The 22,695-nt window shown below is 63.0% G+C and carries 18 protein-coding genes and 1 pseudogene; 2 read left to right on the forward strand and 17 right to left on the reverse strand.

Translation table 11 applies throughout. From position 1 onward, the window contains the following. The first annotated feature begins 293 nt into the window (after nt 1-293). On the forward strand, nt 294-653 hold the full coding sequence (locus RX328_RS30760; RefSeq protein WP_312018055.1) for a MarR family winged helix-turn-helix transcriptional regulator: 360 nt from the start codon (nt 294-296) through the stop codon (nt 651-653). A gap of 154 nt (nt 654-807) precedes the next feature. Here the strand turns inward: RX328_RS30760 and nikE are convergent, their stop codons facing one another. The 8 genes from nikE to hydA all read right to left on the reverse strand — a co-directional run bounded on the left by nikE (nt 808) and on the right by hydA (nt 10,786). Beyond that, entirely contained in the window at nt 808-2,475 is a 1,668-nt protein-coding gene (nikE, locus tag RX328_RS30765) for a nickel ABC transporter ATP-binding protein NikE (protein WP_213253189.1), read from the reverse strand. Continuing rightward, entirely contained in the window at nt 2,472-3,320 is an 849-nt protein-coding gene (locus RX328_RS30770; RefSeq protein ID WP_213253190.1) for an ABC transporter permease, read from the reverse strand. The genes nikE and RX328_RS30770 overlap by 4 nt, the downstream gene beginning before the upstream one ends. Next, entirely contained in the window at nt 3,317-4,348 is a 1,032-nt protein-coding gene (locus tag RX328_RS30775) for an ABC transporter permease (RefSeq protein ID WP_213253191.1), read from the reverse strand. The genes RX328_RS30770 and RX328_RS30775 overlap by 4 nt, the downstream gene beginning before the upstream one ends. Nucleotides 4,349-4,360: 12 nt before the next feature. Next, nucleotides 4,361-5,947 carry an ABC transporter substrate-binding protein gene (locus RX328_RS30780; protein ID WP_249726685.1) on the reverse strand — a complete coding sequence of 529 codons (1,587 nt, stop codon included), beginning with the start codon at nt 5,945-5,947 and terminating at the stop codon, nt 4,361-4,363. Between the two features lie 166 nt (nt 5,948-6,113). Continuing rightward, on the reverse strand, nt 6,114-7,550 hold the full coding sequence (locus tag RX328_RS30785; RefSeq protein WP_213253193.1) for an NAD(P)-binding domain-containing protein: 1,437 nt from the start codon (nt 7,548-7,550) through the stop codon (nt 6,114-6,116). Beyond that, nucleotides 7,547-8,308 carry an SDR family oxidoreductase gene (locus tag RX328_RS30790; protein WP_213253194.1) on the reverse strand — a complete coding sequence of 254 codons (762 nt, stop codon included), beginning with the start codon at nt 8,306-8,308 and terminating at the stop codon, nt 7,547-7,549. Before RX328_RS30790 ends, RX328_RS30785 begins: the two co-directional genes overlap by 4 nt. Then, nucleotides 8,305-9,288 (reverse strand): NAD-dependent epimerase/dehydratase family protein, encoded by a 984-nt coding sequence (locus RX328_RS30795; protein ID WP_213253195.1) that lies wholly within the window; start codon nt 9,286-9,288, stop codon nt 8,305-8,307. Before RX328_RS30795 ends, RX328_RS30790 begins: the two co-directional genes overlap by 4 nt. Before the next feature lie 28 nt (nt 9,289-9,316). Next, nucleotides 9,317-10,786: a dihydropyrimidinase gene (hydA, locus tag RX328_RS30800; protein WP_213253196.1), complete on the reverse strand. Its 1,470-nt coding sequence runs from the start codon at nt 10,784-10,786 to the stop codon at nt 9,317-9,319. 205 nt (nt 10,787-10,991) lie between these two features. On the opposite strand from hydA, the gene RX328_RS30805 reads away from it, so the two are divergent. Next, nucleotides 10,992-11,654, forward strand: coding sequence for an aspartate/glutamate racemase family protein (locus tag RX328_RS30805; RefSeq protein ID WP_213253197.1), 663 nt, complete (start codon nt 10,992-10,994; stop codon nt 11,652-11,654). A gap of 52 nt (nt 11,655-11,706) precedes the next feature. On the opposite strand, the gene RX328_RS30810 is transcribed toward RX328_RS30805, so the two are convergent. The 9 genes and pseudogenes from RX328_RS30810 to RX328_RS30850 all read right to left on the reverse strand — a co-directional run bounded on the left by RX328_RS30810 (nt 11,707) and on the right by RX328_RS30850 (nt 22,683). Continuing rightward, a complete protein-coding gene (locus RX328_RS30810) occupies nt 11,707-12,639 on the reverse strand; it encodes an N-carbamoyl-D-amino-acid hydrolase (RefSeq protein WP_213253198.1) in 933 nt (310 codons plus the stop codon). Between the two features lie 152 nt (nt 12,640-12,791). After that, nucleotides 12,792-13,778 carry an ABC transporter ATP-binding protein gene (locus tag RX328_RS30815; protein WP_213253199.1) on the reverse strand — a complete coding sequence of 329 codons (987 nt, stop codon included), beginning with the start codon at nt 13,776-13,778 and terminating at the stop codon, nt 12,792-12,794. Next, nucleotides 13,775-14,764: an ABC transporter ATP-binding protein gene (locus tag RX328_RS30820; RefSeq protein WP_213253200.1), complete on the reverse strand. Its 990-nt coding sequence runs from the start codon at nt 14,762-14,764 to the stop codon at nt 13,775-13,777. Before RX328_RS30820 ends, RX328_RS30815 begins: the two co-directional genes overlap by 4 nt. Nucleotides 14,765-14,814: 50 nt before the next feature. Further along, nucleotides 14,815-15,738, reverse strand: coding sequence for an ABC transporter permease (locus RX328_RS30825; RefSeq protein WP_213253201.1), 924 nt, complete (start codon nt 15,736-15,738; stop codon nt 14,815-14,817). Beyond that, nucleotides 15,735-16,676 carry an ABC transporter permease gene (locus RX328_RS30830; RefSeq protein ID WP_213253202.1) on the reverse strand — a complete coding sequence of 314 codons (942 nt, stop codon included), beginning with the start codon at nt 16,674-16,676 and terminating at the stop codon, nt 15,735-15,737. Before RX328_RS30830 ends, RX328_RS30825 begins: the two co-directional genes overlap by 4 nt. A gap of 13 nt (nt 16,677-16,689) precedes the next feature. After that, nucleotides 16,690-18,291, reverse strand: a complete 1,602-nt coding sequence (locus RX328_RS30835) for an ABC transporter substrate-binding protein (RefSeq protein WP_213253203.1) — start codon at nt 18,289-18,291, stop codon at nt 16,690-16,692. Between the two features lie 234 nt (nt 18,292-18,525). Then, nucleotides 18,526-19,695, reverse strand: a complete 1,170-nt coding sequence (locus RX328_RS30840; RefSeq protein WP_213253204.1) for an amidohydrolase/deacetylase family metallohydrolase — start codon at nt 19,693-19,695, stop codon at nt 18,526-18,528. A 35-nt stretch (nt 19,696-19,730) separates the two neighbouring features. After that, a pseudogene (locus RX328_RS30845) lies at nt 19,731-21,103 on the reverse strand (amidohydrolase family protein). Next, nucleotides 21,100-22,683, reverse strand: a complete 1,584-nt coding sequence (locus RX328_RS30850) for an ABC transporter substrate-binding protein (RefSeq protein WP_213253205.1) — start codon at nt 22,681-22,683, stop codon at nt 21,100-21,102. Before RX328_RS30850 ends, RX328_RS30845 begins: the two are co-directional and overlap by 4 nt. Nucleotides 22,684-22,695 lie beyond the last annotated feature (12 nt).

The following is a 22,695-nucleotide window of genomic DNA, read 5'->3' on the forward strand; positions in this document are numbered from 1 at the left end:
AATCTCCTCTGCCCTCGCCGGCGGCGTTATTTCCGTCTTGCCGAAATACGAAGCATACTTCGTATTTTACAAAAGCAAAGTTCATGCCATGATCTTCGCGTGGCGAAACCCATCGAATCGAGTTACTCGCATCGATGTTCCGAGACTGGGAGAGTGGGTTGAGGAAGGCAAAAAGGCGCCATGGCGAGACCAGACATCGCCCGTGGCCGCTGTCAGAACGACCGGGCTTTCTGATCCGGCGGCTGCATCAGATTCACGTCGCGTTATTTCAGGAAGCTTGCGGAGAATTCGAGGTGACGCCGCTGCAGTACAGCCTGCTTTCGGCGCTTGCGGTGCGAAAAACCGCCGATCAGACCACATTGGCGGCCGATATCGCACTGGACAGGACGACGACGACCGGAGCGCTCAAGCGACTGGCCGCCCGCAATTTCGTCGAGAGAGCCGTAGATGATGAGGACCGCCGCGCGCGGCTCTGTAAATTGACCCCGGCGGGAACGGCGCTTCTGGCAAAAATCGAGGCCTCGGCGCGAGCCGCGCATCGTGCCACGCTCGATAATTTAAGTGAACGGGAGCAAGCCGCGTTTGTCGAGATGATGCAGCGCATCGTCGCGGCGCAATCCAATCGCGACAGCGTTACTGCCCTATTCGATTGAGCACTACGTTGCCATCTGCCGCCTTTTTAACTTGAGCTGCATAATTCGTAATCACCCGACACGCAGGCGCTGCATTCCATTTGAAGCAGTTCGACGGCACTGCAACTGACCGAGCCAAAGCGGCCCCTTGCGGCTGTCTCGCTCGCCAATGATATCAGGTCGCGAACGCAGCCAGTTGCGGCTCGATATGCGGCACGGCTTCGACCAGCTCGCGTGTGTAGGCGGTTTTCGGATTGTCGAACATCGCGCGGCTTTCGCCCTGTTCGACAATCCGGCCGTTCTGCAGAACGATGGTGCGATCGCACATCATGCGCACGACGTTGAGATCGTGGCTGACAAAAAGGAAGGCCAAGTCATCCTCGCGCCGCAGCCGGTCGAGTAGTTGCAGTACCACCGCCTGCACCGAGACGTCGAGCGCCGCCGTCGGCTCATCCAGCACCAAGAGGCGCGGCCGGCAGGCGATGGCGCGGGCGATGCCGACACGGGCCTTCTGACCGCCCGAAAGCTGATGCGGAAAGCGCGTCAGCAATTCGATCCCCAGTCCCACGCGCTGCGCGCACTCTTCCACCCGCCGCCGCAAGGCGTCGCCTGCGCGCATACCGCCAAGCCGCAGCAGCGGATGGGCGATGCAGTCAAAGGCGGTGAACCGCGGATTGAGGCTATCGTTCGGATCCTGAAAAACGATCTGGATGTCCTTGCGGAACGGTGACCGGTGAAAATCGCGGGCCGGGATGTGGCCGATCGACTGCCCCTCGAACGCGATCTCGCCCTCGCTTGGATCGATCAGCCGGCAGATGATGCGCGACGTCGTGCTCTTGCCGGAGCCGGATTCGCCGACCAGACCGACGCTCTCGCCGGCGCTGATCGTCATGGAAAAGTCTGCTACCGCCGCGGCGCCCTGATCGAATCGCTTTGCGAGTTTCTGCACCTCCAGCAGCGGCGGCGTACCCGGCGCGGGCTGCGGCCGGGACGCGACGTGCATCGCAACGTACCGCCCCCGCCCCTCTTCCGGCACTAGATCTGCGATCCGTGAACTAGCCGTGGGCGAGGCCGCCACTAGACGCCTGGTGTAGGGGTGCTGTGGGGCGCGGAAGAGAGTCGTCGGCTCGGCCTCCTCGACCAGACGGCCCTGCTCCATCACCACGACGCGGTGACAGTAACGGGCGGCGAGACCGAGATCATGGGTGATCAGGATGGTCGCCATGCCGCGCTCGGCCGCTATCCCGGTCAGAAGGTCCATCACGACCTTTTGCGTCGTGACGTCGAGGCCGGTGGTCGGCTCGTCGGCGATCAGGAGCGCGGGGTTGCAGGAAATCGCCATGGCGATCATCACGCGCTGGCACATGCCGCCGGAGAGCGCGTGCGGATAAGCAGCCATCCGCTTTTCAGGATCGCGAATTTGCACGGCGCGCAATAGCTCCAGCGCCTGCGCGCGTGCTTGATCTCGCGGCATTCGCTTATGGGCTGTAATCGCATCGGCGATCTGGTCCCCGACCGCACGGATCGGATTGAGCGCTGCACGCGGGTTCTGGAAGATCATCGCCATGGCCGCGCCATGCAGATGGCGGAAATCGCCCGCCGATATCCGCGTGATGTCCTGCCCGCGAAACCGGATGTCGCCTGCCGTGATCCGCCCGGCTGCGTCGAGCAGCCGCGTGATCGCAAAACCGGTGACGGACTTGCCCGAGCCGCTCTCGCCGACGAGGCCGAGCATCTCGCCCTCGCCGAGCGTCAGGGTGACGCCACGCACCGCCTCGACAAGGCCGCGCCGTGTCGAGAAGGTGACGTGCAGGTCGCTTAATGCCAGCAACGATCGCGTCATGTTCGCATGCGGGGGTCAAGAATATCGCGCACCCCGTCGCCGAGCAGATTGAAGCACAGCACGGTCAGCATCAGCGCCAGGCCCGGAAAGGCGACCAGCCACCATTTGCCGGTGGAAATGAAACGCGCCCCCTCCGCAACCATGATGCCCCATTCCGGCGTCGGCGGTTTGACGCCGAGGCCGATAAAGGAAAGTCCGGCAGCATTGAGGATAGCCCAGCCGAGGTTGAGCGATATCTGCACCGCCATTGCCGGCAGCACGTTCGGCAGCAGGAAACGCAGCACGACCGAAAGGTGGCTGTCGCCGCTGGCGCGCGCCGCCTCCACCCAGCCGACGTTGCGACGAACATTCACCTCCGCCCGCGCAAAGCGGATGTAGAACGGCAGATTGATAATGGCGGTCGCGATGACGATGTTCTCCACCCGGTTGCCGAGCGCCGCAACCATTGCCATGGCCAACACGAAAAGCGGAAAAGCCATCACGACGTCTACGAAGCGGCCAACGCCGCGATCGAGCCGACCGCCGGTGTAGCCGCAGATCGCGCCGATGACGGCGCCGATGGCAAAGGAGATTCCGACCGCCGAGACGGCGATAGCGAGATCGAGCCGTGCCGCGACAACAAGGCGGCTGAACACATCGCGCCCGAGCTGATCGGTGCCGGCGATGTGCGCCGCGCTCGGCGGCATCAGCGCTTGCGACACGTTCGAGGCGATCGGATCATATGGCACGATCCATGGCCCGATGATCGCGATCAGCGCGAGCAGGAAGACGCCGGCAGCGGCAACGGCCGTGAGCGGGTTGCCGCGCAGGATCCAGCCGGCATGGCGAAGCGTCGCTGGGGTCATCCGATTGTCACCCGTGGATCGGCGATGCCGTAAAGGATATCCACCAAGAGATTGACAATCACAAACACGGTGGCCATCAGCAGTACAAAGCCCTGCACCGGCGCATAATCGGAAGAGAGCAACGCATCGAGCGCGTAGGAGGCAACGCCCGGCCAGGAGAATACTTTCTCCACCAGGACATTGGCGCCGAGCATGGTCGAGAACACGATGCCTGCGATGGTGATGACCGGCAGGATGGCGTTGCGTAGCGCATAGGTGACGACGACCCGCCACCAGGGAAGGCCAACGGAGCGCGCAGTGCGCACGAAATCGCTGCCCAACGAGACCAGCATCGAGGCTCGCGTGATGCGCGCCAACGGCGCCACCACGAACAGCGCCATGCTCAGCGCCGGCAAGATCAACTGCCTGAAGGCGGCCCACCATCCATCGAAATCGCCTGCGAGCAGGAAGTCGAACAACAGGAAACCGGTTCGCCTTGGCGGCAGCGACGCAAAGATATCAATGCGCCCGGTCGGATCGGGCGCGAGCCCGAGCAGGTAATAAAAGACATAGATCAGCAACAGGCCCGAAACGAACGTCGGTACGCAGACACCGAGCGCGCAGACAAAACGCACGCCGTGATCGATGATGGAGCCGGGTCTCAGGGCCGCCAGCACACCGAGCGGCACCGCCGACACGAGTGCGATCAGCAGTGCCGTGAAGGTGAGTTCCAGCGAGGCCGGCAGCCGCTCGCGGAGATCTTTCGTGACCAACTGCCCGGTCATCATCGATCTGCCGAGATTGCCGCTGCCGACATCATAGAGATACAACATCAATTGCTCGGGCACCGGCTTGTTGAGGCCCATCTGCTTGCGGATGACCTCGATCTCCTCCTTGCCGGCATTCGGCCCGGAAGCGAAGAACACCGCCGGATCGCCCGGCAGCACGCGCATCAGCAGGAAGGTGAAGACGAGCACGCCAAAGAGCGCCGGCAGCGAGGACAGAAAGCGCCTGCCCGCCCGTATCACCGTTGCTCCGAGGGCTGCCATCGTGCCGACCGCTTACTTGCGATTGAGATCGCGATAGTCGACCTGGCGGTGGAATTGGTAGGTGTAGCCCTCGACCGAGGACGCCATCACGGCGTCCTGGCTCGGCTGCCAGAGCGGTATCTGCGGTATCTCGGTGAAATGGATGGCGTTGAGCTTGATGCCGTCCTCCTCATACTTGGCCGCATCGGGTTCGAAGCGGGCCTTCTGCGCGATCTCCACCAGTTCCGGATTGTTGATCGATGAGTAGTTCCAGCGCTGATTGCCGGTGTAGAAGTTGCGGTAGAAATAGTCGGTCGACGGCAGCCACGCGACGATGCCCTCGGTGAAGAACGGAAGCTTCTTCTCATTGATCTGCGTCGACATCTGCGCGTCCGGCAGCTTCTGGATATCAACCTTGATGCCGATCTTGGCCAGCGATTCCTTCACCAGGGCAGCCATCGGTTCGGCGGTCGAGGCCTGGCCGACATTGAAGCTGAACGTGGTCGAGAAGCCGTCAGACATGCCCGCCGCCTTCAGGTATTCCTTGGCCTTTTCGAGGTCGAGCTTCACGGGCTGCGGGATCGGATAGGCGCCGCTCGATGGTTTGCCATCTGCCCATGTCGCGCCGAACAGCGGTGACCCGCGACCGAACAGCGCCGCCTTGAACATGTCATCGTAGGGCAACGCAAAAGCGACGGCGCGCCGCACATTGACGTTGTCGAACGGCGGGATCTGGTTGTTCATCGAGATGAAAGTGACGGCATTGTATTGGGGCGTCGAGATCACCTTCAGCTTGCCCTTTGCCTCGAGCGATTGCACATCGCTCGCCTGCAAATCGATGACGAGGTCGGCATCGCCGCGCTCGACCAGGTTGGCGCGTGTCGCCGGCTCCGGCACCGATTGTACGATGATGCGTTTGAAGGACGCCGACTTGTCAGGTGTACCGCGAGTCCAGGCCTCGTTGCGCGCCATGATCACCTGTTCACCCGGCTTGAAGCTCTCGATCTTGTAGGCACCGCTGCCCGCCGTGTTCTCCTTCAACCATGCCAATGCCCAGGGATCGTCTGCCGTCGCATGGGCCTTGGCGACCTTGGAGTTGAAGATGATGGGATAGACGGTGGCGAGATTGGGCAGCGCAAGCTTGTCCGGTTTCGGCAGCGTCACTTCGATGGTCAGGGGATCGATCACCTTGAACTGGTCGGCTGATGTCATTGATCCCGTGAGGAGCTGTGCCTTGCCGAGGACCGGCGCCGTGACGACCCGGTCAAGCGACCATTTGACGTCTTCCGCCGTGACCGGCGTGCCGTCCTGAAACTTGGCGTCCTTGCGCAGGCGAAATGTCATCTTCAACCCGTCCGGGCTGACCTCGTAGGATTCCGCCAGCTCCCCCGTGATCTTGCCGAGATCAAACACCCATTTGCCGTTGAGTTGCTTGCGGCCGAAGGAAACCAGCCGGTCGTAGGTGCTCAGACTCACCGCAAAGGCTTCGCGGGTCGAACCCGGAATATTCGGATCGAGCGTGTTGACCGATGCTCCGGTCACGTAGCGCAACGTTTCGGAGCGCGTTTGCGCCTGCACCGATCCAGCCGCCACTGACAACGCGATAGAGGCAACCACCATAAGCAGACGCCTGGACCCTGTAACGCTCATCGGACCTATTCCCTGTTTTGCCAAGTTTTCTGAACGAGAACATCAACTTAAAAGCAAGGGATATGCCAACCAGCCCCGCCGAAAGCACAAGCATAGTAGGTATGAGCCAACGCTCCCCAGCGCCGTCGAAAATTGCTCACTGTTTCTCGCTCGCGACCGGCATTCGCCGCTCGACGACGGCCTGCGGCACGTCATACGCTTTGAATGAAGCCCAGTGCCGCTCGATGTCCGCGCGAAACAGGCCGCGTGTCAATCCATGCACGAGCTTCGGCACAGCGGTGGTCATCGCGTTAATCGATGAACCCGAAGCACCGAAGCTCATGGTCGAGGCAATCGCGAAGGCATGAATGTCCACAATCCATGGTGTTTCGCCGGCGACGCGCTCCATCAGCGCGTAGTCGTCGGCGAGATAGGGAAAGCGTCCAAGCCGTGGGCTCCGCTCGTCCGGAGGCGGCTGATAGCGGTCGGCCCAGGTCGCGATGTTGCCGGCGCAGTTTCGCAACTCGGGCCGGCCCGCAAAATTCATGTCGATACCCGTGCCGCAAATCACGAAGTCGGCGGCGAACACGCCCCACGGCGTCTGCAATTCGACGCCATGAGCCGTTTCCTTAACGGCGTCGATCGGCGCGCCCTCTTGTAGATGAAAATTGGGATGGCGGGCGCAGCGATCGTAGGTCGCCTGCGGAAAACCCTCGCGCATCTCCAGGACGGCGCGCATAAACCGCCAGCGCCAGGCATCATCCAGATCGCAAAAATGTCGAAGGAAACCGCGGAAGGTGAGCCAGCGGTAGGGCTGGATCACCTGGATCTCCGCCCTGCGGCAAAACAGATGCACCTCTGCCGCACCAGCTTCCAGTGCGGTCGCAGCATTGTCGAAGGCCGAGGCGCCGGCACCGATCACCGCAACCCGCTTGACGCGCAGGCGTGCAAAATCGATCGGCTGCGCCGCATGCACGCACACTGAAGCCGGCAGGTGACGGAGCGACTCCGGAACGATCCAATCGCCCATGCCTTCCTGCCCCGTCGCCAGCACGATCTTCCGCGCAAAGACGGTGTCGACACTATCGGCGGTCTGCACCTTGGCTGCGAGCAACCCACCTGCCGCAGGCGAGATCTCGATGACTTCGCAACCATTGCGCACCGGCAGGTCCAGGACGCGCCTGAACCAGAGCAGGTATTCCGCCCAAAGCTCGCGCGAAATCAGGTCGAGATTCCGCCAGTCCTCCTCGCCGAAGCACGCCTCGTGCCAGGACTGGTAGGTCAGGCTGGGAATATCAAGATCGGGCCCGGTGAAATGCTTCGGACTGCGCAGCGTGTGCATGCGGGCATAGGTGAGCCACGGTCCTTCGCTTCCTTCCTCGGATTTGTCGAGCACGAGGATGTTGCTCACTTGCGAGCGCATCAACCCAAACGCCGTCGCAAGCCCCGATTGCCCGGCGCCCACCACGAGCACGTCCAGTGCCGGTCTGCCGTCCGGTCCGAGTTTTGGCGTAAGCCATGCAGCATTCGGATGCGCGGTCTTGGCAAGATCGGCACGAACCAGGGCTTCGAGGGCGATAAGGGCGCTGCTCATGCGACGAGCCAACCGCCATCGACCACCATCACGGTGCCGGTCGTAAAGGACGACGCATCACTGGCAAGATGCAGCGCGGCCTCGGCCACCTCTTCCGCCCTGCCAAATCGCTTCATGGCATGACGGTTGCGCGATGCTTCACGCACCGGCTCGGGGTCGGCGTGACGGGCAAAACTGCGCCGCAGCATCGGGGTGTCGATGGCGCCCGGCGCGATCGCGTTGACGCGGATTCCATCCGTGGCGAAATCGAGGGCCATCGTCCGGGTCAGGCTGATGATCGCCCCCTTCGCGGCGATATAGGCGCTGTTGCTCTTGCCGCCGGCGATCGCAAGCTGCGATGCCAAGGTGATGATCGAGCCGCTGCCCTGCCGCTGCATCTCCGGAACCGCCGCGCGCGACCAGAGCCAGGTGCCGCCGACATTGGTGCGGAACACCGCATCCCAATCGGCGGGATCGGTGGTCAGCACCGTGCCTCCGCAGGAAAAGCCCGCGGCAGCCATCAGCACGTCGAGCCGGCCGCGCCGCATCATGACGTCACCCACGGCAATTTTCGCGAAACCGGCCTCACTGACGTCGCCGACATGCACCGATGCTTCGCCCTTTATGCTGTCGATCGCCGCCAGCGTCTCCTGCAAGCCCGCACTATCGCGATCAACCAGCCCGACAAAGGCTCCTTCTTTCGCAAACAGCACCGCGCTGGCCCGGCCGATGCCGGAGCCAGCGCCGGTCACGATCGCGGTCCGCCCTGCCAGTCTCATGTCAGGTTTCCCCCTCGATGCTCGGTCCACCAACGGCTCAGGTCGGTCGCCGAATCCGCGCAGCCGAACCGCGCGCGCCAGCCGAACTCTTCCGCCATGCGCGCGACCGACAGCGGCGCGCGATCGGCTGGACTGTGGAGGTCGACCGTCGCGACTTGACCCGCATCAGTCAGCCGGCAAATGAAGCCAGAGTGCAACGCGGCGAGTTCCTGGCCCCATTGCAACGCGGACCATTCCAATCCGGTTGAAATGTTGTAGAGCTGATGCTTCGGTTTCGAAGCCTCGATCAGCAACATCACGGCTTCTGCGACATCCACGGCGTAGATCCAGTCCCTGAAGCCCGGACGCGCCAGTACCGCCTCGCGCCCCTCTTGCATCGCGGCCAGAATTTGCGCCTGCGGGCTTGGCGTGTCGCGCACCTCGTTGCTCCGCTCCCAGGGTCCGAACACGGCGCTCAGCCGCACGCTGATGATCTCGCGTTGCCAGAGACCGGCCAGACGCGCCGCAACTTTCTCAGAAGCGAACTTGGTGATGGCGTAAAGCGAGGCCGGATCGCAGGGGGTCCCTTCATCGAGCAGCACGTTCCGGAATGCGCTCGCGCCGTAGGCTGCCGCAGACGACAGATTGATAATGCGTCCAGCGCTAAAGCGCTGCGCCGCGATCAGGATCGGTATCTGAGCCAGCAGGTTTACCCACAGAATGGCTTCGGGATCGGTTGCCTCGCGCCCCGGTCCGGCGGTGATCGTGGCTCCCAGAACAATGGCGTCATAGCCCGCGGCGATCACCGCTTCCACGGCTCGCCTATCCGTGACATCGCCGTGAATAGCCTTCAGCCGCTCGCCGTGAGAGGCAAAGTCTTTTCTTGCATCAGGCGGCAAGTCCGCGCGATCGAACACGGTCACTGCATGACCGCGCGCCAACAGTGCCGCGGCGATATTGAGCCCGACAAAACCGGTGCCACCGAAGACAAGGATCTTCATCGCTCAATCCGACATTGCGGCGGATGGATCATAGCAGGGTCGCGCCAAAATTCTGCTCAGGATCGATGTCCGGCATCAGGCGCCCGGTCGGTTTCGCCGCCTCGCCTCCCGTGCGCGGAAGGAAGCGGCCCGAGCCTGCTTCGACCGAACGTTTGCCGTCCGCGACGATGATCCGCCCGCGCGACAGCACTGTGACCGGCCAGCCGCGCAGCTTGCGGCCGACGAAGGGCGTATAGCCCGCTAAATCATGCATCATGGCGTCGCTCAGCGTGACCTCGCGCGCGGGGTCCCAGATCGCGATGTCCGCATCGGCGCCAACCGCGATCGAGCCCTTGCACGGATGGAGATTGTAGATCTTGGCCGGTGCGGTCGCCGTCAGTTCGACGAATTTTTCAAGGCCCAACCTGCCCTTTGAAACCATTGCGTCGAACAGCAGCGGCAAACGGACTTCGAGGCCAGGCAGACCGTTCGCCACCTGCTTGAAATTCGGATTGGGGCCGGCGCGCAGTTTGCCGGTTTCATCGAAACGATACGGCGCGTGGTCGGATGAAACGGTCTGGAGATCGCCGAGCGCAAGCGCCTGCCACAGGGCCTCCTGATCAGCGGGGCGACGTGGCGGCGGGCTGCACATCCATTTGGCGCCTTCCACGCCGGGTTTGTCGAGATCATCGGCGGTGAGAAAAAGATACTGGGGACAGGTCTCCGCGAAGACTTTCAATCCCTGCCCGCGCGCATCGCGGATCACCTTGGCGCCTTCCGCCGTCGACACGTGAAAGATCATGATCGGCTGGTCGATCAACGCGGCCATACCAATCAGCCGGTTGAAGGCCTCCGCTTCCGAGACGCGGGCATGGCTGATGGCGTGATATTTTGGATCGGTATAGCCCCGCGCCAGCAGCCGCTTCACCATCCAGGAGATGATGCCGTGGTTCTCGGCATGCGCACAGAGCATCGCACCGCCGTCGCGCGCCGCAAGCAGAATGTCGAGCAGCGGTTCGTCGTCGATTTTCAGGCGATCATAGGTCATGAAGATCTTGATCGAGCCATGGCCCTGCTTGATCAGCGCTGGCAGATCCGTTTCCAGCGTTTCCCTGGTGGGATCGGCGATGATCATGTGAAAGGCATAGTCGATCACGGCGCCCTTTCTCGCGAGCGCGTGATACTCCTCCAGCACCTGCGGCAGTTTCATGCCGACGTGCTGGGCCGCGAACGGGATCACGGTGGTGGTGCCGCCGAAGGCCGCCGAGACGGTCGCGCTCTCGAACGTGTCGGCGTTCACGATGCCTGCGGCAGAGAGCTGCTCAATATGGGCGTGGCTGTCGACGCCGCCGGGCAGCACCAGCTTGCCCCGCGCGTCGATCTCCCGCCGCGCGCCCGGCAGCCCGCGGCCGACGGCGACGATCGTTTCACCGGAAATGGCGACGTCGGCGTCGAACACGTCACTCGCGGTCGCGACGCGTCCGCCGCGGATGAGAAGGTCGTAGGCGGGATCGGTCATGGCAAACTCTCCAACTTTGAGTGCTGAATCTTATGTCTTTATTGACCAGACAAAAGCACGGATCGCGCCGTTACGCTCCCTTGCGCTTTCGCAGCAGACGGTGGACGATGCATCGCTGGATGGCATGGTCATTTGCTTCCATTGTCGTCTCGTTGCGTGCCGATCTCGCTGTATCCATTGACGCGTCATACTGCAGGAAAATACCATGTCCCGGCCACGCATTCTCGTCATCAATCCCAATTCCAACGAGCTCGTGACGCAAGGGCTGGAGCAAGCCTTGAAGCCGCTCGCCTTTGAAGGCGGGCCGGAGATCGTCTGCGAGACGCTGGCCGAAGGTCCGTACGGAATCGAGAGCCAGGCCGACGTCGATGGCGTGGCGATGCCGCTGCGCCGCCTCGTCGAAGGCGACAACCATTCGGCCGCCTTTGTCATTGCCTGCTACAGCGATCCAGGTCTGCATGTCTGCCGCGAAGCAACCGACCGGCCGGTGTTCGGCATCGCCGAATGCGGCGTGCTGACGGCGCTCGCGCGTGCCGAAACCTTCGGCGTCATTGCAATCGCGCAGCGTTCGATCAGCCGCCATGTTCGTTACCTCAGGCAGATGGGCCTGATCGATCGCCTGACCAGGGAGCGGCCGCTCAACATGAGCGTAGCGGAGACAGCGTCGGGCGAAGGAACGCTCGCGAAGATGATCGAGGTCGGACGCGCGCTTAAGGACGAAGACGGATCCGGCGCCATCGTGATGGGCTGTGCCGGCATGGCGCGCCACCGCCGGCCGCTGGAGCAGGCGCTCGGGATTCCCGTGATTGACCCGACCCAGGCGGCCGTTACCATGGCGTTGGGCACGGTGCAGTTCTCACATCACTGACTTTGATCGGTTGGGCCGCTCCGTTGCGGGCGAGCAAGGAGATACCGGACATCTAGTTTTCCGGAGGCGGCACCGCGCCGGTGCGGCTGGTGATCAGGCCGTAATGCTCAATGCGACGGTGGAGCGCAAAATTGAAGATCGTGTTCTTGCCGAAGAAGGTGGCGTCGAGATCGCAATTGTGAACCAGCAGTTCGTCCTCCTCGGTCTTGGCCTCGGCGACGATCTCACCGTCCGGATTGACGATCAGGCTGCCGCCGATCAAGGGGTGACCATCCTCGACGCCGGCCTTTGCAACGCATACGACCCAGGTCGAGTTCTGGTAGGCGCCGGCTTGTGCGGAAAGCCGGTTGTGAAACAGCCGCTTCTCGGGCCCCTCCTCGCTCTTCTCGGCATTGACCGAGGGCGTGTTGTAGCCGATCAGCACCATCTCGACACCTTGCAGGCCCATCACGCGATAAGTCTCCGGCCAGCGCCGGTCGTTGCAGACGGCCATGCCGAAGATGCCGCCTAGCGCACGCCAGACGTTGAAGCCGAGATCGCCCGGCTCGAAGTAGCGCTTCTCCAGATGCTGGAACGCGCGTTTCGTATCGAACTCCGAATGACCGGGCAGATGAACCTTGCGGTACTTGCCGACAATTTTTGCTGATTTGTCGGTGAGGATGCAGGTGTTGAAATGATGCCCATCCGGCGTCAATTCGGCATAGCCAAAATTCATTGCAATGTTGTGGTGGGCGGCTCGCTCAAACAAAGGCCTTGTCGCCGCATTCGGCATCTCTCGTTCGAACCAGGTGTCGACCTCGGCCTGATCCTCCATGTACCAGCGCGGAAAAAAGGTGGTGAGCGCTAGCTCCGGATAGACGATCAGATCGGCGCCCCTCGCCTTGGCTTCATCCATCAGCGCGATCATGCGCTTGACGACGGCTTCGCGACTGTCGGCTTTCTGGATTGGGCCCAACTGGGCGGCGGCAACATTGATGACGCGCATGAACAACTTCCTGGATGCTTCCATTTAGGGCTGCGCTGCACGAAAATAACGCAGCCTGCGGAGATCGGAGTCTTACCTGGTTCGATCGAAGCCAGCAGTTAAAGTTTTGGTCCACTCGAAGTCAATTCCAGAGGCAGTCCGCGCGACGCGCATCAGTTCTGCTCCGGAAGCGCACTGAGATGACACGCTACCCATTGACCGCCATGGGTCGACCTAAGCTCCGGCTCTTCCGTCCGGCAGCGATCGAACACGTATGGACACCTGGTGTGGAAGCGGCAACCGCTGGGCGGATTGATCGGGCTCGGCACGTCGCCCTTCAGGATGATCGGATTGCGAATAGCCCCGGGCTCGGGCACTGGCACCGCTGACAGCAGAGCCTTGGTGTAGGGATGCCTCGGCGCGGTGAAGATTTGCTGCCGTGGCGCCATCTCGACGATCTTGCCGAGATACATGACGGCAACTCGGTGCGTCATGTGCTCGACAACAGCCAGATCGTGGCTGATGAAGAGCAGCGCGAGGCCGAACTCGCGCTGCAGATCCTGCAGCAGGTTGACGATCTGTGCCTTGACGGAGACGTCGAGCGCCGAGACCGCCTCGTCGCAGACGATCAGTTCGGGTTCCGCGGCAAGCGCCCGGGCGATGCCGATGCGCTGGCGCTGGCCGCCCGAGAACTCGTGAGGCCGGCGGCCCAGCGCATCGAGTGGCAGGCGCACAGTGTCCATCAGCGCCGCAATCTTCGCCTCGAGTTCGGCGGAAGATTTGGCGAGGCGGAAATTACGGATCGGCTCGGCCAGGATATCGCGTACGCGCATGCGCGGGTTAAGGCTGGAGAACGGATCCTGGAACACCACCTGCACGCGGCGGCGCATGCTGCGCAGCCCGCCGGGTGAAAGATCATCGATACGCTGGCCATCCAGCACCACCTGGCCGCCGGTGATATCGAACAGCCGTAGGATGGCCCGGCCGACCGTCGACTTGCCACAGCCGGACTCGCCGACGAGAGAAAGGGTCTCACCGCGCTCGACCTCAAAGGACACGCCGTCCACGGCATAGACCCAGTTGGACTTGCGGCTGAACAGGCCGCCGCGGACGGGAAAATGCTTCTTGAGGTCGTTGACCTGGAGTAGCGGGGCGTTCATGCCGCAGCCGCCTCCTTGCGCGCGTAATGGCAGGCCGCGATGTGGCGGGGTCCCTTTTCTTCGAGACCCGGGGCAATGTGCCGGCAGAGATCAGTCGCCAGCGCACAGCGCCCGGCAAAGACGCAGCCCTCAATCCGCCCCTTGAGGCTGGGCACCTGGCCGGGGATCTCGGCGAGCCGCCGCGCCGCACCTGATAGCGAGGAGCCGAGCTTGGGTACTGCGCCAAGCAGGCCCTGCGTATAGGGATGACGGGGCGAGCGAAACAACTCGGCCACAGGCGCCTCCTCAACCTTGCGGCCGGCATACATGACCATGACGCGCTCGGCGATTTCAGCGACCACGCCGAGATCATGGGTGATCAGAACGATCGCCGCGCCGACGCGGCGCTTGAGGTCCAGCATCAGATGCAGGATCTGCGCCTGGATCGTGACGTCAAGCGCTGTGGTCGGCTCGTCGGCGATCAGGAGCTTTGGGTTGCAGGCGAGCGCCATGGCGATCATCACCCGCTGCCGCATGCCGCCGGAAAGCTGATGCGGATATTCGCGCACGCGCCGCGCCGGCTCCGGGATGCCGACCAATGTCAGCATCTCGATGGCGCGTGCCTCGGCGGCCTGCTTGTCGAGTCCCTGGTGCATCCGCAGCGTCTCGCCGATCTGACGGCCGACGGTCAGCACCGGATTGAGGCTCGTCATCGGCTCCTGGAAGATCATCGAAATGTCGTTGCCGCGGATCGCGCGCATCTCGCGTTCGGAGAGTTGCAGCAGATCCTTGCCCTGGAAGCGGATAGAACCCGCGATTTTGCCCGGCGGCTCAGCGATGAGCCGCATCAGCGACATCGAGGTGACCGACTTGCCGCAGCCGGATTCACCGACAATGGCCAGCGTCTCGCCTTCGTTGACATGGAAGGAGACGCCGTCGACCGCCCGATTGATACCCTCGGGGGTACGGAAATGGGTCTGCAGATTTTCGACTTCGAGCAACGCCATCAGATCAGAACCCCATCGGAAAACCGGTACACACTTTTCCGGATCACGCTCTAGAGGCTTTTTGCCATTCGCGGATCGAGCGCATCACGCAGGCCGTCGCCAAGCAGGTTGACGGCGAGCACGGTGACGGACAGAAACGCGGCGGGAAAGAATACGATGTAGGGCTTGACCTGCCACAACGCCCTGCCCTCGGCCATGATGTTGCCCCAGGACGGAATGGTGGGCGGCGTGCCGGCGCCGATGAAAGAGAGGATCGACTCCACGATCATGGCGCTGGCGCAGATATAGGTTGCCTGGACCAGCATCGGCGCCAGCGTGTTGGGCAGGATGTGGCGCAGGATGATCATCGGCGTTCGGGTGCCGGAGGCCGTGGCAGCGTCCACATAGGGCTGCTCGCGCAGTGACAGCACGACACTGCGCACCAGCCGCGAGACGCGCGGGATTTCGGCAACCGTGATGGCCAGGATGACGTTGCCGACGCTCGCGCGCGTCAGTGCCATCAGGGCGACGGCGAGCAGGATCGGCGGGATCGACATCAACCCGTCCATGAACCGCATCAGGATGCTGTCCGCCCATCGCACGAAACCCGAAACGAGGCCAATGGCGAGACCGGCGAGCGAGGACAGTACGGCTACCGACAGACCTACGGTGAGCGAGACCCGTGCCCCGTAAAGCACGCGTGAATAGATGTCGCGACCCAGTACGTCGGTGCCGAACCAAAAGTCCGCAGAAGGCAAGCGCGTACGCTTCGCAGGCGCGAGCGCGGTCGGATCGACGGTCCCGAGCCAGGGCGCGAAGATCCCCACCAAGACGAGGCAGAGCAGCAAGGCACCGCCGATCGCAACCGTCGGATGATTGCGCAGGAAGCCGAGCACACCGCGCCGGATGGCCACCGGCAGCAGCAGGTCCGGCAGTTGGGGCGCAATGACGAGGCCCGGCGGCACCGGCACAGTTCTGGTTGTGGAGATGCTCAATAGCGGATCCTCGGATCGACCAGAGTGTAGGTGACGTCGACCAGCAGGTTGACGAGCACATAGAGGAAACTGAATAGCAGGACGATGCCCTGGATGACCGGGTAGTCGCGGCGCAGGATCGCGTCGATCGTCAGCCGGCCAAGGCCAGGGATGGCGAACACGCTTTCGGTCACCACGGCGCCACCGATCAGTAGCGCAATGCCGATACCGATCACCGTCACGATCGGAACGGCCGCGTTTTTCAGCGCGTGAACGAACAGGATGTTGCGCTGCCCGAGGCCTTTGGCGCGGGCGGTGCGGACATAATCCTGCTGCAGCACCTCGAGCATGGAGGCCCGGGTAATGCGCGCGATCAGCGCGATGTAGACGGAGCCGAGGGCCAGGGCGGGAAGAATGAGGTTCTGCAGCCATGGCCAAAGGCCCGCCGCCAACGGCGTGTAGCCCTGCACGGGAAGCCATTCAAACTGCAGCGCAAACACATAGGCAAGGACGTACCCGACAACAAAGACGGGAAGCGAGAAGGCGAACACGGCGAACGCCATGATGGTGCGGTCCATCCAGCTTCCTGCCTTCCACGCCGCCACCACGCCGAGCGGCACCGCCACCAGGATGGTCAGGACAAGCGTGATCGCCATCAGCGAGAACGTCGGCTCGATGCGCTGCGCGATCATCGAGGCGACCGGCAGGTTGGTGAAGATCGAGGTGCCGAGATCGCCATGCAGGATATGCCAGAGCCAGGTTCCGAACTGGACCAGAAACGGCCGGTCGAGACCGAGGCCCTGGCGTATGCGCTCAACGTCGGCGGGGCTCGCCTGGTCGCCTGCGATCACCGCCGCCGGATCGCCCGGCGCGATGTAGAGCAGGCTGAAGACGAACAGCGCGACGATGCCCATGACGGGCAAGGTCGAGAGAATGCGCCGGAAGATATACGAGATCATGTGGGATCACGCGTCATGCCGTCTTCGACACGCCCCAGAAGAAGGGTAGCGGCCCCTTGGCGATACCGGAGACGTTCTTGCGCCACGCCGTGTAGCTCAGGAAGAAGCCGGTCGGCACATAAACCACGTCCTCGAGCGCCGCCTTGTTGAGGCGCTTCACCGCAGCCTTCTCCTCATCGAGATTCTTGGCGTCGAACCATGCCAAAACTTCCTTCTCCACGGGCGCGCTCGTGGGCCAGCCAAACCACGCCTTGTCGCCATTGGCGCGAATGGCGTTGTAGGCGGCGGGACTGATGCAATCCGCGCCGGCGTGCCAGGTGTGAAACATCCCCCAGCCACCCTGGCCAGGCGGCGTCTTCTGGGCGCGGCGGGAACCGACCGTGCCCCAATCGGTCGCGACGAAGTCGACGTTCATGCCCATTTGCTTCAGCAGATCCGCGGTGACGTCGCCCTGCGCCTTGGTGATCGGTTGATCCTGCGCCACGACACACGTGACCGGTTGGCCTGAATAGCCGCTCTCGGCCAGCAACTTCTTTGCCATTGCGAGATCGCGCTTGCCCTTCAGGATCTCGCCGCCCTCTTCTGTGTACAGCGGTGTATCCGGCGTGAAGAAGCCCGGCAGCGGCTTCCAGAGCGCGGTATCGTCGCCGACCAGCGCGCGCATATAGTCTTCCTGGCTCAGCGCCGCGAGCACGGCACGCCGCACCTTCACATCGTTGAAGGGCGGATGCAGGTGGTTCATCCGGAATGAACCGATGTTGCCGAGGGGATCGGCGATGTCGACGTTGATGCGGTTCTTCTTGAGCGACGGCACGAGATCGGTGATGGGACTCTCCCACCAATCGACTTCGCCATTCTGAAGTGCTGCTGCCGCCGTAGCGGGATCCGGGATCACCACCCATTCGATGCGGTCGACCAGCATCTGCTTGCCGCCAGCGAGCCAGGATGCCTTTTCCTGCCGCGGCGTGTAATCGGCAAACTTCTCGAAAACCGCTTTGGCGCCGGGCACCCATTCGCCCTTTGCGAATTTCATGGGGCCCGATCCGATATATTCGGGGATCTGCTTGAACGGGTCCGTCTGGGCGATGCGCTCCGGCATGATGAAGGCACAGGGCGTGCTGTTCTTGCCCAACGCCAGCAGCATCTTCGGATAAGGCGCCTTCAGCGCCCATTTGAAGGTCCTGTCGTCGACGGCGGTCAGCTCGTTCTGGATCGCCTTGATCATCAGGCCCATCGGATCGCGCGCCGACCAGCGCGCGAGACTCGCCACCACATCCTTGCTGAGCACCGGCTCGCCGTCATGAAACTTGAGCCCCGGCCGTAGCCGAAAAGTCCAGACTAGACCGTCATCGGACACCTCCTCGGACTCGACCATCTGGCGCTGTGGCTGCAGCGTGGCGTCGAGGCCGTAAAGGGTGTCCCACACCAGTGCGGCGGCGTTACGCACGACATACTGTGTCCCCCAAATGGGATCGAAATTCGCGAGATTGGCCTGCGGCACGAAGCGCAGGGTGCCCGCGGCAGCGCCTTGGGAAAGAGCCGGCATCGAAAGGCCGCTCGTTGCCGCCAGGCTGCCCATCCCGGCCAATCCTTTCAACACAGTCCTGCGATCCATGGAGCTCTCCCAGTCTTGAGTTGTCATGGCGGTCCGGGCCAATTCATTGGCCGGAGGTTCGACGCCATATGAGGTGAAACGGGCCAGTCAAACCGATGCCAATCAGTCTCCTTTTACTTGCAAGCGGTATGCCAGCACGGCCTGCTCGCGCTCCTGCCAGTTTCCGGCTGCTCACACGGGAAGCACTTTCGAGCGATCACATTTTCGCGCGGTCACATGCACTTGCGATTCTGCCTAACCTGCGAGCTGTTCGAACTTCGACGATTGCTTCGGATGCCACCAACGGCCAGCAATGACGACGCCTTCGGACACGATCTTGCGGTCGCCGATCAGGTGCTCGCCGACGACGTCGACATAGTCGAACTGGCCTTGCTGGACCGAAATCAGGGTGGCGTCTCCCGCGCTTCCCGGCTTGAGGCTGCCTAGTTCGGGACGCCGCAGCGCCATCGCTGCATTAACCGTCGAAGCCGCGACCACATCGGCGAGCGGCATGTCCATGCACAGGAACTTGGACATGGTCGTCACTTGGTCAAAGGCCGGCCCATCGATGCACAGGGCATGGACATCTGAGGAAATGGTGTCGGGATAGAAGCCGTTGGCAAGCATTGCGCGGGCGGTCTTGAAGGCGAATGAACCTTTGCCGTGGCCGATGTCGAACAACACGCCGCGTTCACGCGCCTCCAGCACCACCCTCTTCACCGTGCCCTGGGCGGTGGCAGGCGTATTGGGAAACGGCCGGAATGCGTGGGTGAGAACGTCGCCTGGACGCAGGCGGGCCAGCACCTCCTCATAGCTCGGCGGCGGATGGTCGATATGCGCCATCAGCGGCATGCCGACCTCTTCGGCGACCTCAAGCGCGATATCAAGCGGCACGATTCCCGAAGTGCCCGAGGCGTGGAGCCCTACCCGCACCTTGATGCCGACGATGAGGTCGCGGTTGGCCTCGGCGACCTTCACGGCGTCGATCGGATTCATCAGGCGCATCTCCTCGCTCTCGCCGACCATGACCCGATGCGAGAAGCCGTAAATGCCGGCGTGGGAGACATGCAGATAGGCCAGAATGCGGACCTGGCTCGGCTCGATGACGTGCTTGCGGAAACCGGCGAAATTACCCGGGCCGGCGCTGCCGGTGTCAACCGCCGTGGTGACGCCGGAGGTGCGGCAGAACTCCTCGGCGTCGATGCCGAGCGAGGTGCCGCCCCAATAGACGTGGGTGTGCAGATCAATCAGGCCTGGAGTGACGATGTAACCCGACACGTCGCGCACATCGGTTCCGGGATCGGCCTTGAGCTCGCTTCCGACCATCGCCACCTTGCCGCCTGCAAAGGCGACATCCGTCACGGCGTCGAGCTTCTGGGAGGGGTCGATCACTCGGCCGCCGCGCAAGATCAAATCGAAAGGCATTGCAATCTCCTGACAGTGCGTGTGCCGACCAGCGGTCATCCATTGAAGGCCGCCTGAGCTTCCGGCAAATCCCAAATTTTGCCGATTGCCGCGTTCGCGGCCGACATCATCGCGGTCTCGTCGCCGTGAATGTACTGGCCCGCATCGATCAGCACACGGCCGTCAACGATGACTAGATCGATGTTGACGCGGTTTCCGAGCGCAACGAGCCCGCGGCGCGGATCGAACAGCGGCTGCAGATGGGGATGGGTCAGGTCGACGACGGTGAGGTCGGCGGTAGCGCCCGGTGCAATCGTCCCGAGATCCGGCCGCTTGATGACCGCCGCCGCCGTTGCCGTGACCGACTCGATCAGCTCCGGTGCGTTGGCTACATCAGCGCGAGCGGACGCAATCTTCGAGATCATCGACGCCGCGTTGAGTTCGCCGAGCAGGTCCATATTGTAGCCATCGGTTCCGACCACCGTCCGGACGCCGTGCTCCGCGAACCGACCGAACGCCGCGGTAACGCCTGAGCGCGCAAACACGCGCGGGCAGTTCAGCACCGTGGCGCCCCTCGCCGCCATCAGCTTCAAATCATTATCGGTGCTCGCGATGCAGTGCCGGCCATAAGATCAGGCGCCAGAAGACCCAGCCAATCGAGATATTCGGCCGGCGTGCGACCGCCGTGACGGCTTGCGATCGTCGCGACTTCGGCCTGGCTTTGCGCGAGATGGGTGGTGATGGGAACGTCGAGTTCGCGCGCGCGAGCGGCGCACGCCCGCAGCAGATCCGGGCCGCAGGTGTCGGTCGCGTGCGGACTCATCGCGAGGCCGATCCGGCCGTCGCCGCGTCCATTCCATCGCTGGTATAGCGCGTTCCAGGTGTCCATATCGGCCTGGCCATCGTCGCCCGCGTAATGCACCACGCCGTCCGGTCCCGCCTTGGCATCCGAGGTCGAAAACAAATACGGCGCGCCATAGAAGCGGATTCCCATTTCCTCGGCGGCGTCGAACATCTCCGGGATGGTGTTGCGAAACGGCTCTATCACCGTGGTGGCGCCACCTTTCAGCAATTGCAGAATGCCGAGCCGCGCGATGGCAAGCCGCTCCGACGGCGACAACAGCTCGGCGCCGCGCTTGGTCAGCGGCAGCAATACCGTATAGACGATGCTCTGGTTGTTCCGGCGACCATTGCCGTCCTCGGTATGCGTCCGGGCGACGGCTTCGCTGAAGCAGTGGTTGTGCAGGTTCAGAAGACCGGGCAGCACGAAGAGGCCCGGTCTGTCGAAGACCTCAGTTGCGGATGGCCGGTCGCGCGTGACGGCGGTAATCCGCCTGCCCTCCAGCAACACCCAGTGATCGCGGAGCACTTCCTGCGCGCCGCCCTTGCGCGACAACACATAACTGCCGAAGATCGCGATCGTGCTCATGACGGTTTCACATTCCAGAACACGGCCGTACCGTTGAGAATGCCGGTAATGTTCGAGCGGTACGCCGTCGGTTGCTTGTACTGACCGATCGGGAAGTAAGGGATTTCCTCGAACGATAACGCCTGGATATCGCGGCAGATCCGCTGTTGCTCGGCAAGGTTGGCGGCGGCGAGCCACTGGCTGCGCAGCGCCCCCATCTTCTCGCTCTTGTACCAGCCGGCCGTTTTGCTGTCGCCGCGCAGGTTCGAATTGCCGGCCGGGTTCAGCCAATCGATGCCTTGCCAGTTGCCAACGCCGGCGCTCCAGCCGCCCTGGGCGACGGAATCTTTTTTCAACTGCCGCTGCAACACCACGCCGAAATCCAGTCCGGCATAGTCGACGTTCATGCCGGCCTGCTGCAGCATGTCGGCCGCGATGTCGCCGAGCGGCTTTTGTGCAACCGAGTTCGTGGGGACGAGCAGCACCACCTTCTCGCCATTGTAACCGGCGGCTTTCAGATCGGTCTTGACTCTCGCCATGTCGCGCGGCCCGCGGAAGACATTGAGGCCGACATCGCTCGCCATCGGCGTACCCGGCGCAAAGAAGCCGATCGGCGCGGATTGATAGGCGGGATCATCGCCCGCAACCGCTGTCATGAAGGCGGACTGGTCGATCGCGCCCAACAGCGCCCGACGAATGGCGGGATTGTCAAACGGCGGCTGCAGATGGTTGACGCGCAGCATGCAGGTGTATCCTCGCGGATCGAGGATCCGCGTGGTGATGCCACCGGTACGCTTCAGCACCGGCAGCAGGTCGTGCGGCGTTGTTTCCTGCCAGTCCTGCTCGCGCGTTTGCAGCGCAGCGACGCCAGTCGCCGCATCCGGCATCGTTGTCCAGACCACGCGGTCGTAATGAACGATCTTGGGACCGGCAGTCCAATCGGGCTTGCTGTCCTGACGGGGCAGATAGCGATCGAAACGGGCGTACACGTTACGCGCGCCCTGCACGCGCTCATCCGCCACGAACCGGAAAGGCCCGCTGCCCACCACCTCGGCCAGCGGCTTGAACGGATCATGGCTCGCCAGCCGCTCGGGCATCATGAACGGCGCCTGGATCGCAACTTTGCCGAGCGCCGCAGGCAACAGAGGGAAAGGCCTGCTCAGCCGAAAGCGGATGGTGCGGTCATCAGGCGCCGACAGTTCGTCGGTTGCGGCCATCAGCTCGGCGCCGAACCCATCGCGGGCCGCCCAGCGGCGAATGCTCGCGACGCAATCACGCGCCAGCACGCGCTCGCCATCATGCCATAGCAGGCCGTCGCGCAACGTTAGGTCCCACTGCCGCTCGTCGTTGGAAACGACATGCCCGGACACCATCTGTGGCGAGACCTCGAGCGCCGAATTCATGCCGTAGAGCGTGTCGTAGACCATGAATCCATGGTTTCGGGAAACCTGCGCCGTGGAGTAGATCGGATCGATAAAGGTCAGGTCGATCACCGGAATAAAGCGCAGCGTGGTCTGTGACTGCGCCCGCAGGATTCCCGGCAGCGAGAACGCCGGCGCTGCGGCAGCGGCCTTTAGCAGTGAACGACGGGAAACGAGCATCAAGAACTCCTG

It is taken from the genome of Bradyrhizobium sp. sBnM-33, from assembly GCF_032917945.1.
Taxonomy (GTDB): domain Bacteria; phylum Pseudomonadota; class Alphaproteobacteria; order Rhizobiales; family Xanthobacteraceae; genus Bradyrhizobium.

Excerpts from the sequence above, each read along its gene's own strand:
- nikE (WP_213253189.1), bottom strand. The coding sequence starts at position 2,475 with ATGACGCGATCGTTGCTGGCATTAAGCGACCTGCACGTCACCTTCTCG.
- RX328_RS30770 (WP_213253190.1), bottom strand. The coding sequence starts at position 3,320 with ATGACCCCAGCGACGCTTCGCCATGCCGGCTGGATCCTGCGCGGCAAC.
- RX328_RS30775 (WP_213253191.1), bottom strand. The coding sequence starts at position 4,348 with ATGGCAGCCCTCGGAGCAACGGTGATACGGGCGGGCAGGCGCTTTCTG.
- RX328_RS30780 (WP_249726685.1), bottom strand. The coding sequence starts at position 5,947 with ATGGTGGTTGCCTCTATCGCGTTGTCAGTGGCGGCTGGATCGGTGCAG.
- RX328_RS30785 (WP_213253193.1), bottom strand. The coding sequence starts at position 7,550 with ATGAGCAGCGCCCTTATCGCCCTCGAAGCCCTGGTTCGTGCCGATCTT.
- RX328_RS30790 (WP_213253194.1), bottom strand. The coding sequence starts at position 8,308 with ATGAGACTGGCAGGGCGGACCGCGATCGTGACCGGCGCTGGCTCCGGC.
- RX328_RS30795 (WP_213253195.1), bottom strand. The coding sequence starts at position 9,288 with ATGAAGATCCTTGTCTTCGGTGGCACCGGTTTTGTCGGGCTCAATATC.
- hydA (WP_213253196.1), bottom strand. The coding sequence starts at position 10,786 with ATGACCGATCCCGCCTACGACCTTCTCATCCGCGGCGGACGCGTCGCG.
- RX328_RS30805 (WP_213253197.1), top strand. The coding sequence starts at position 10,992 with ATGTCCCGGCCACGCATTCTCGTCATCAATCCCAATTCCAACGAGCTC.
- RX328_RS30810 (WP_213253198.1), bottom strand. The coding sequence starts at position 12,639 with ATGCGCGTCATCAATGTTGCCGCCGCCCAGTTGGGCCCAATCCAGAAA.
- RX328_RS30815 (WP_213253199.1), bottom strand. The coding sequence starts at position 13,778 with ATGAACGCCCCGCTACTCCAGGTCAACGACCTCAAGAAGCATTTTCCC.
- RX328_RS30820 (WP_213253200.1), bottom strand. The coding sequence starts at position 14,764 with ATGGCGTTGCTCGAAGTCGAAAATCTGCAGACCCATTTCCGTACCCCC.
- RX328_RS30830 (WP_213253202.1), bottom strand. The coding sequence starts at position 16,676 with ATGATCTCGTATATCTTCCGGCGCATTCTCTCGACCTTGCCCGTCATG.
- RX328_RS30835 (WP_213253203.1), bottom strand. The coding sequence starts at position 18,291 with ATGGATCGCAGGACTGTGTTGAAAGGATTGGCCGGGATGGGCAGCCTG.
- RX328_RS30840 (WP_213253204.1), bottom strand. The coding sequence starts at position 19,695 with ATGCCTTTCGATTTGATCTTGCGCGGCGGCCGAGTGATCGACCCCTCC.
- RX328_RS30850 (WP_213253205.1), bottom strand. The coding sequence starts at position 22,683 with ATGCTCGTTTCCCGTCGTTCACTGCTAAAGGCCGCTGCCGCAGCGCCG.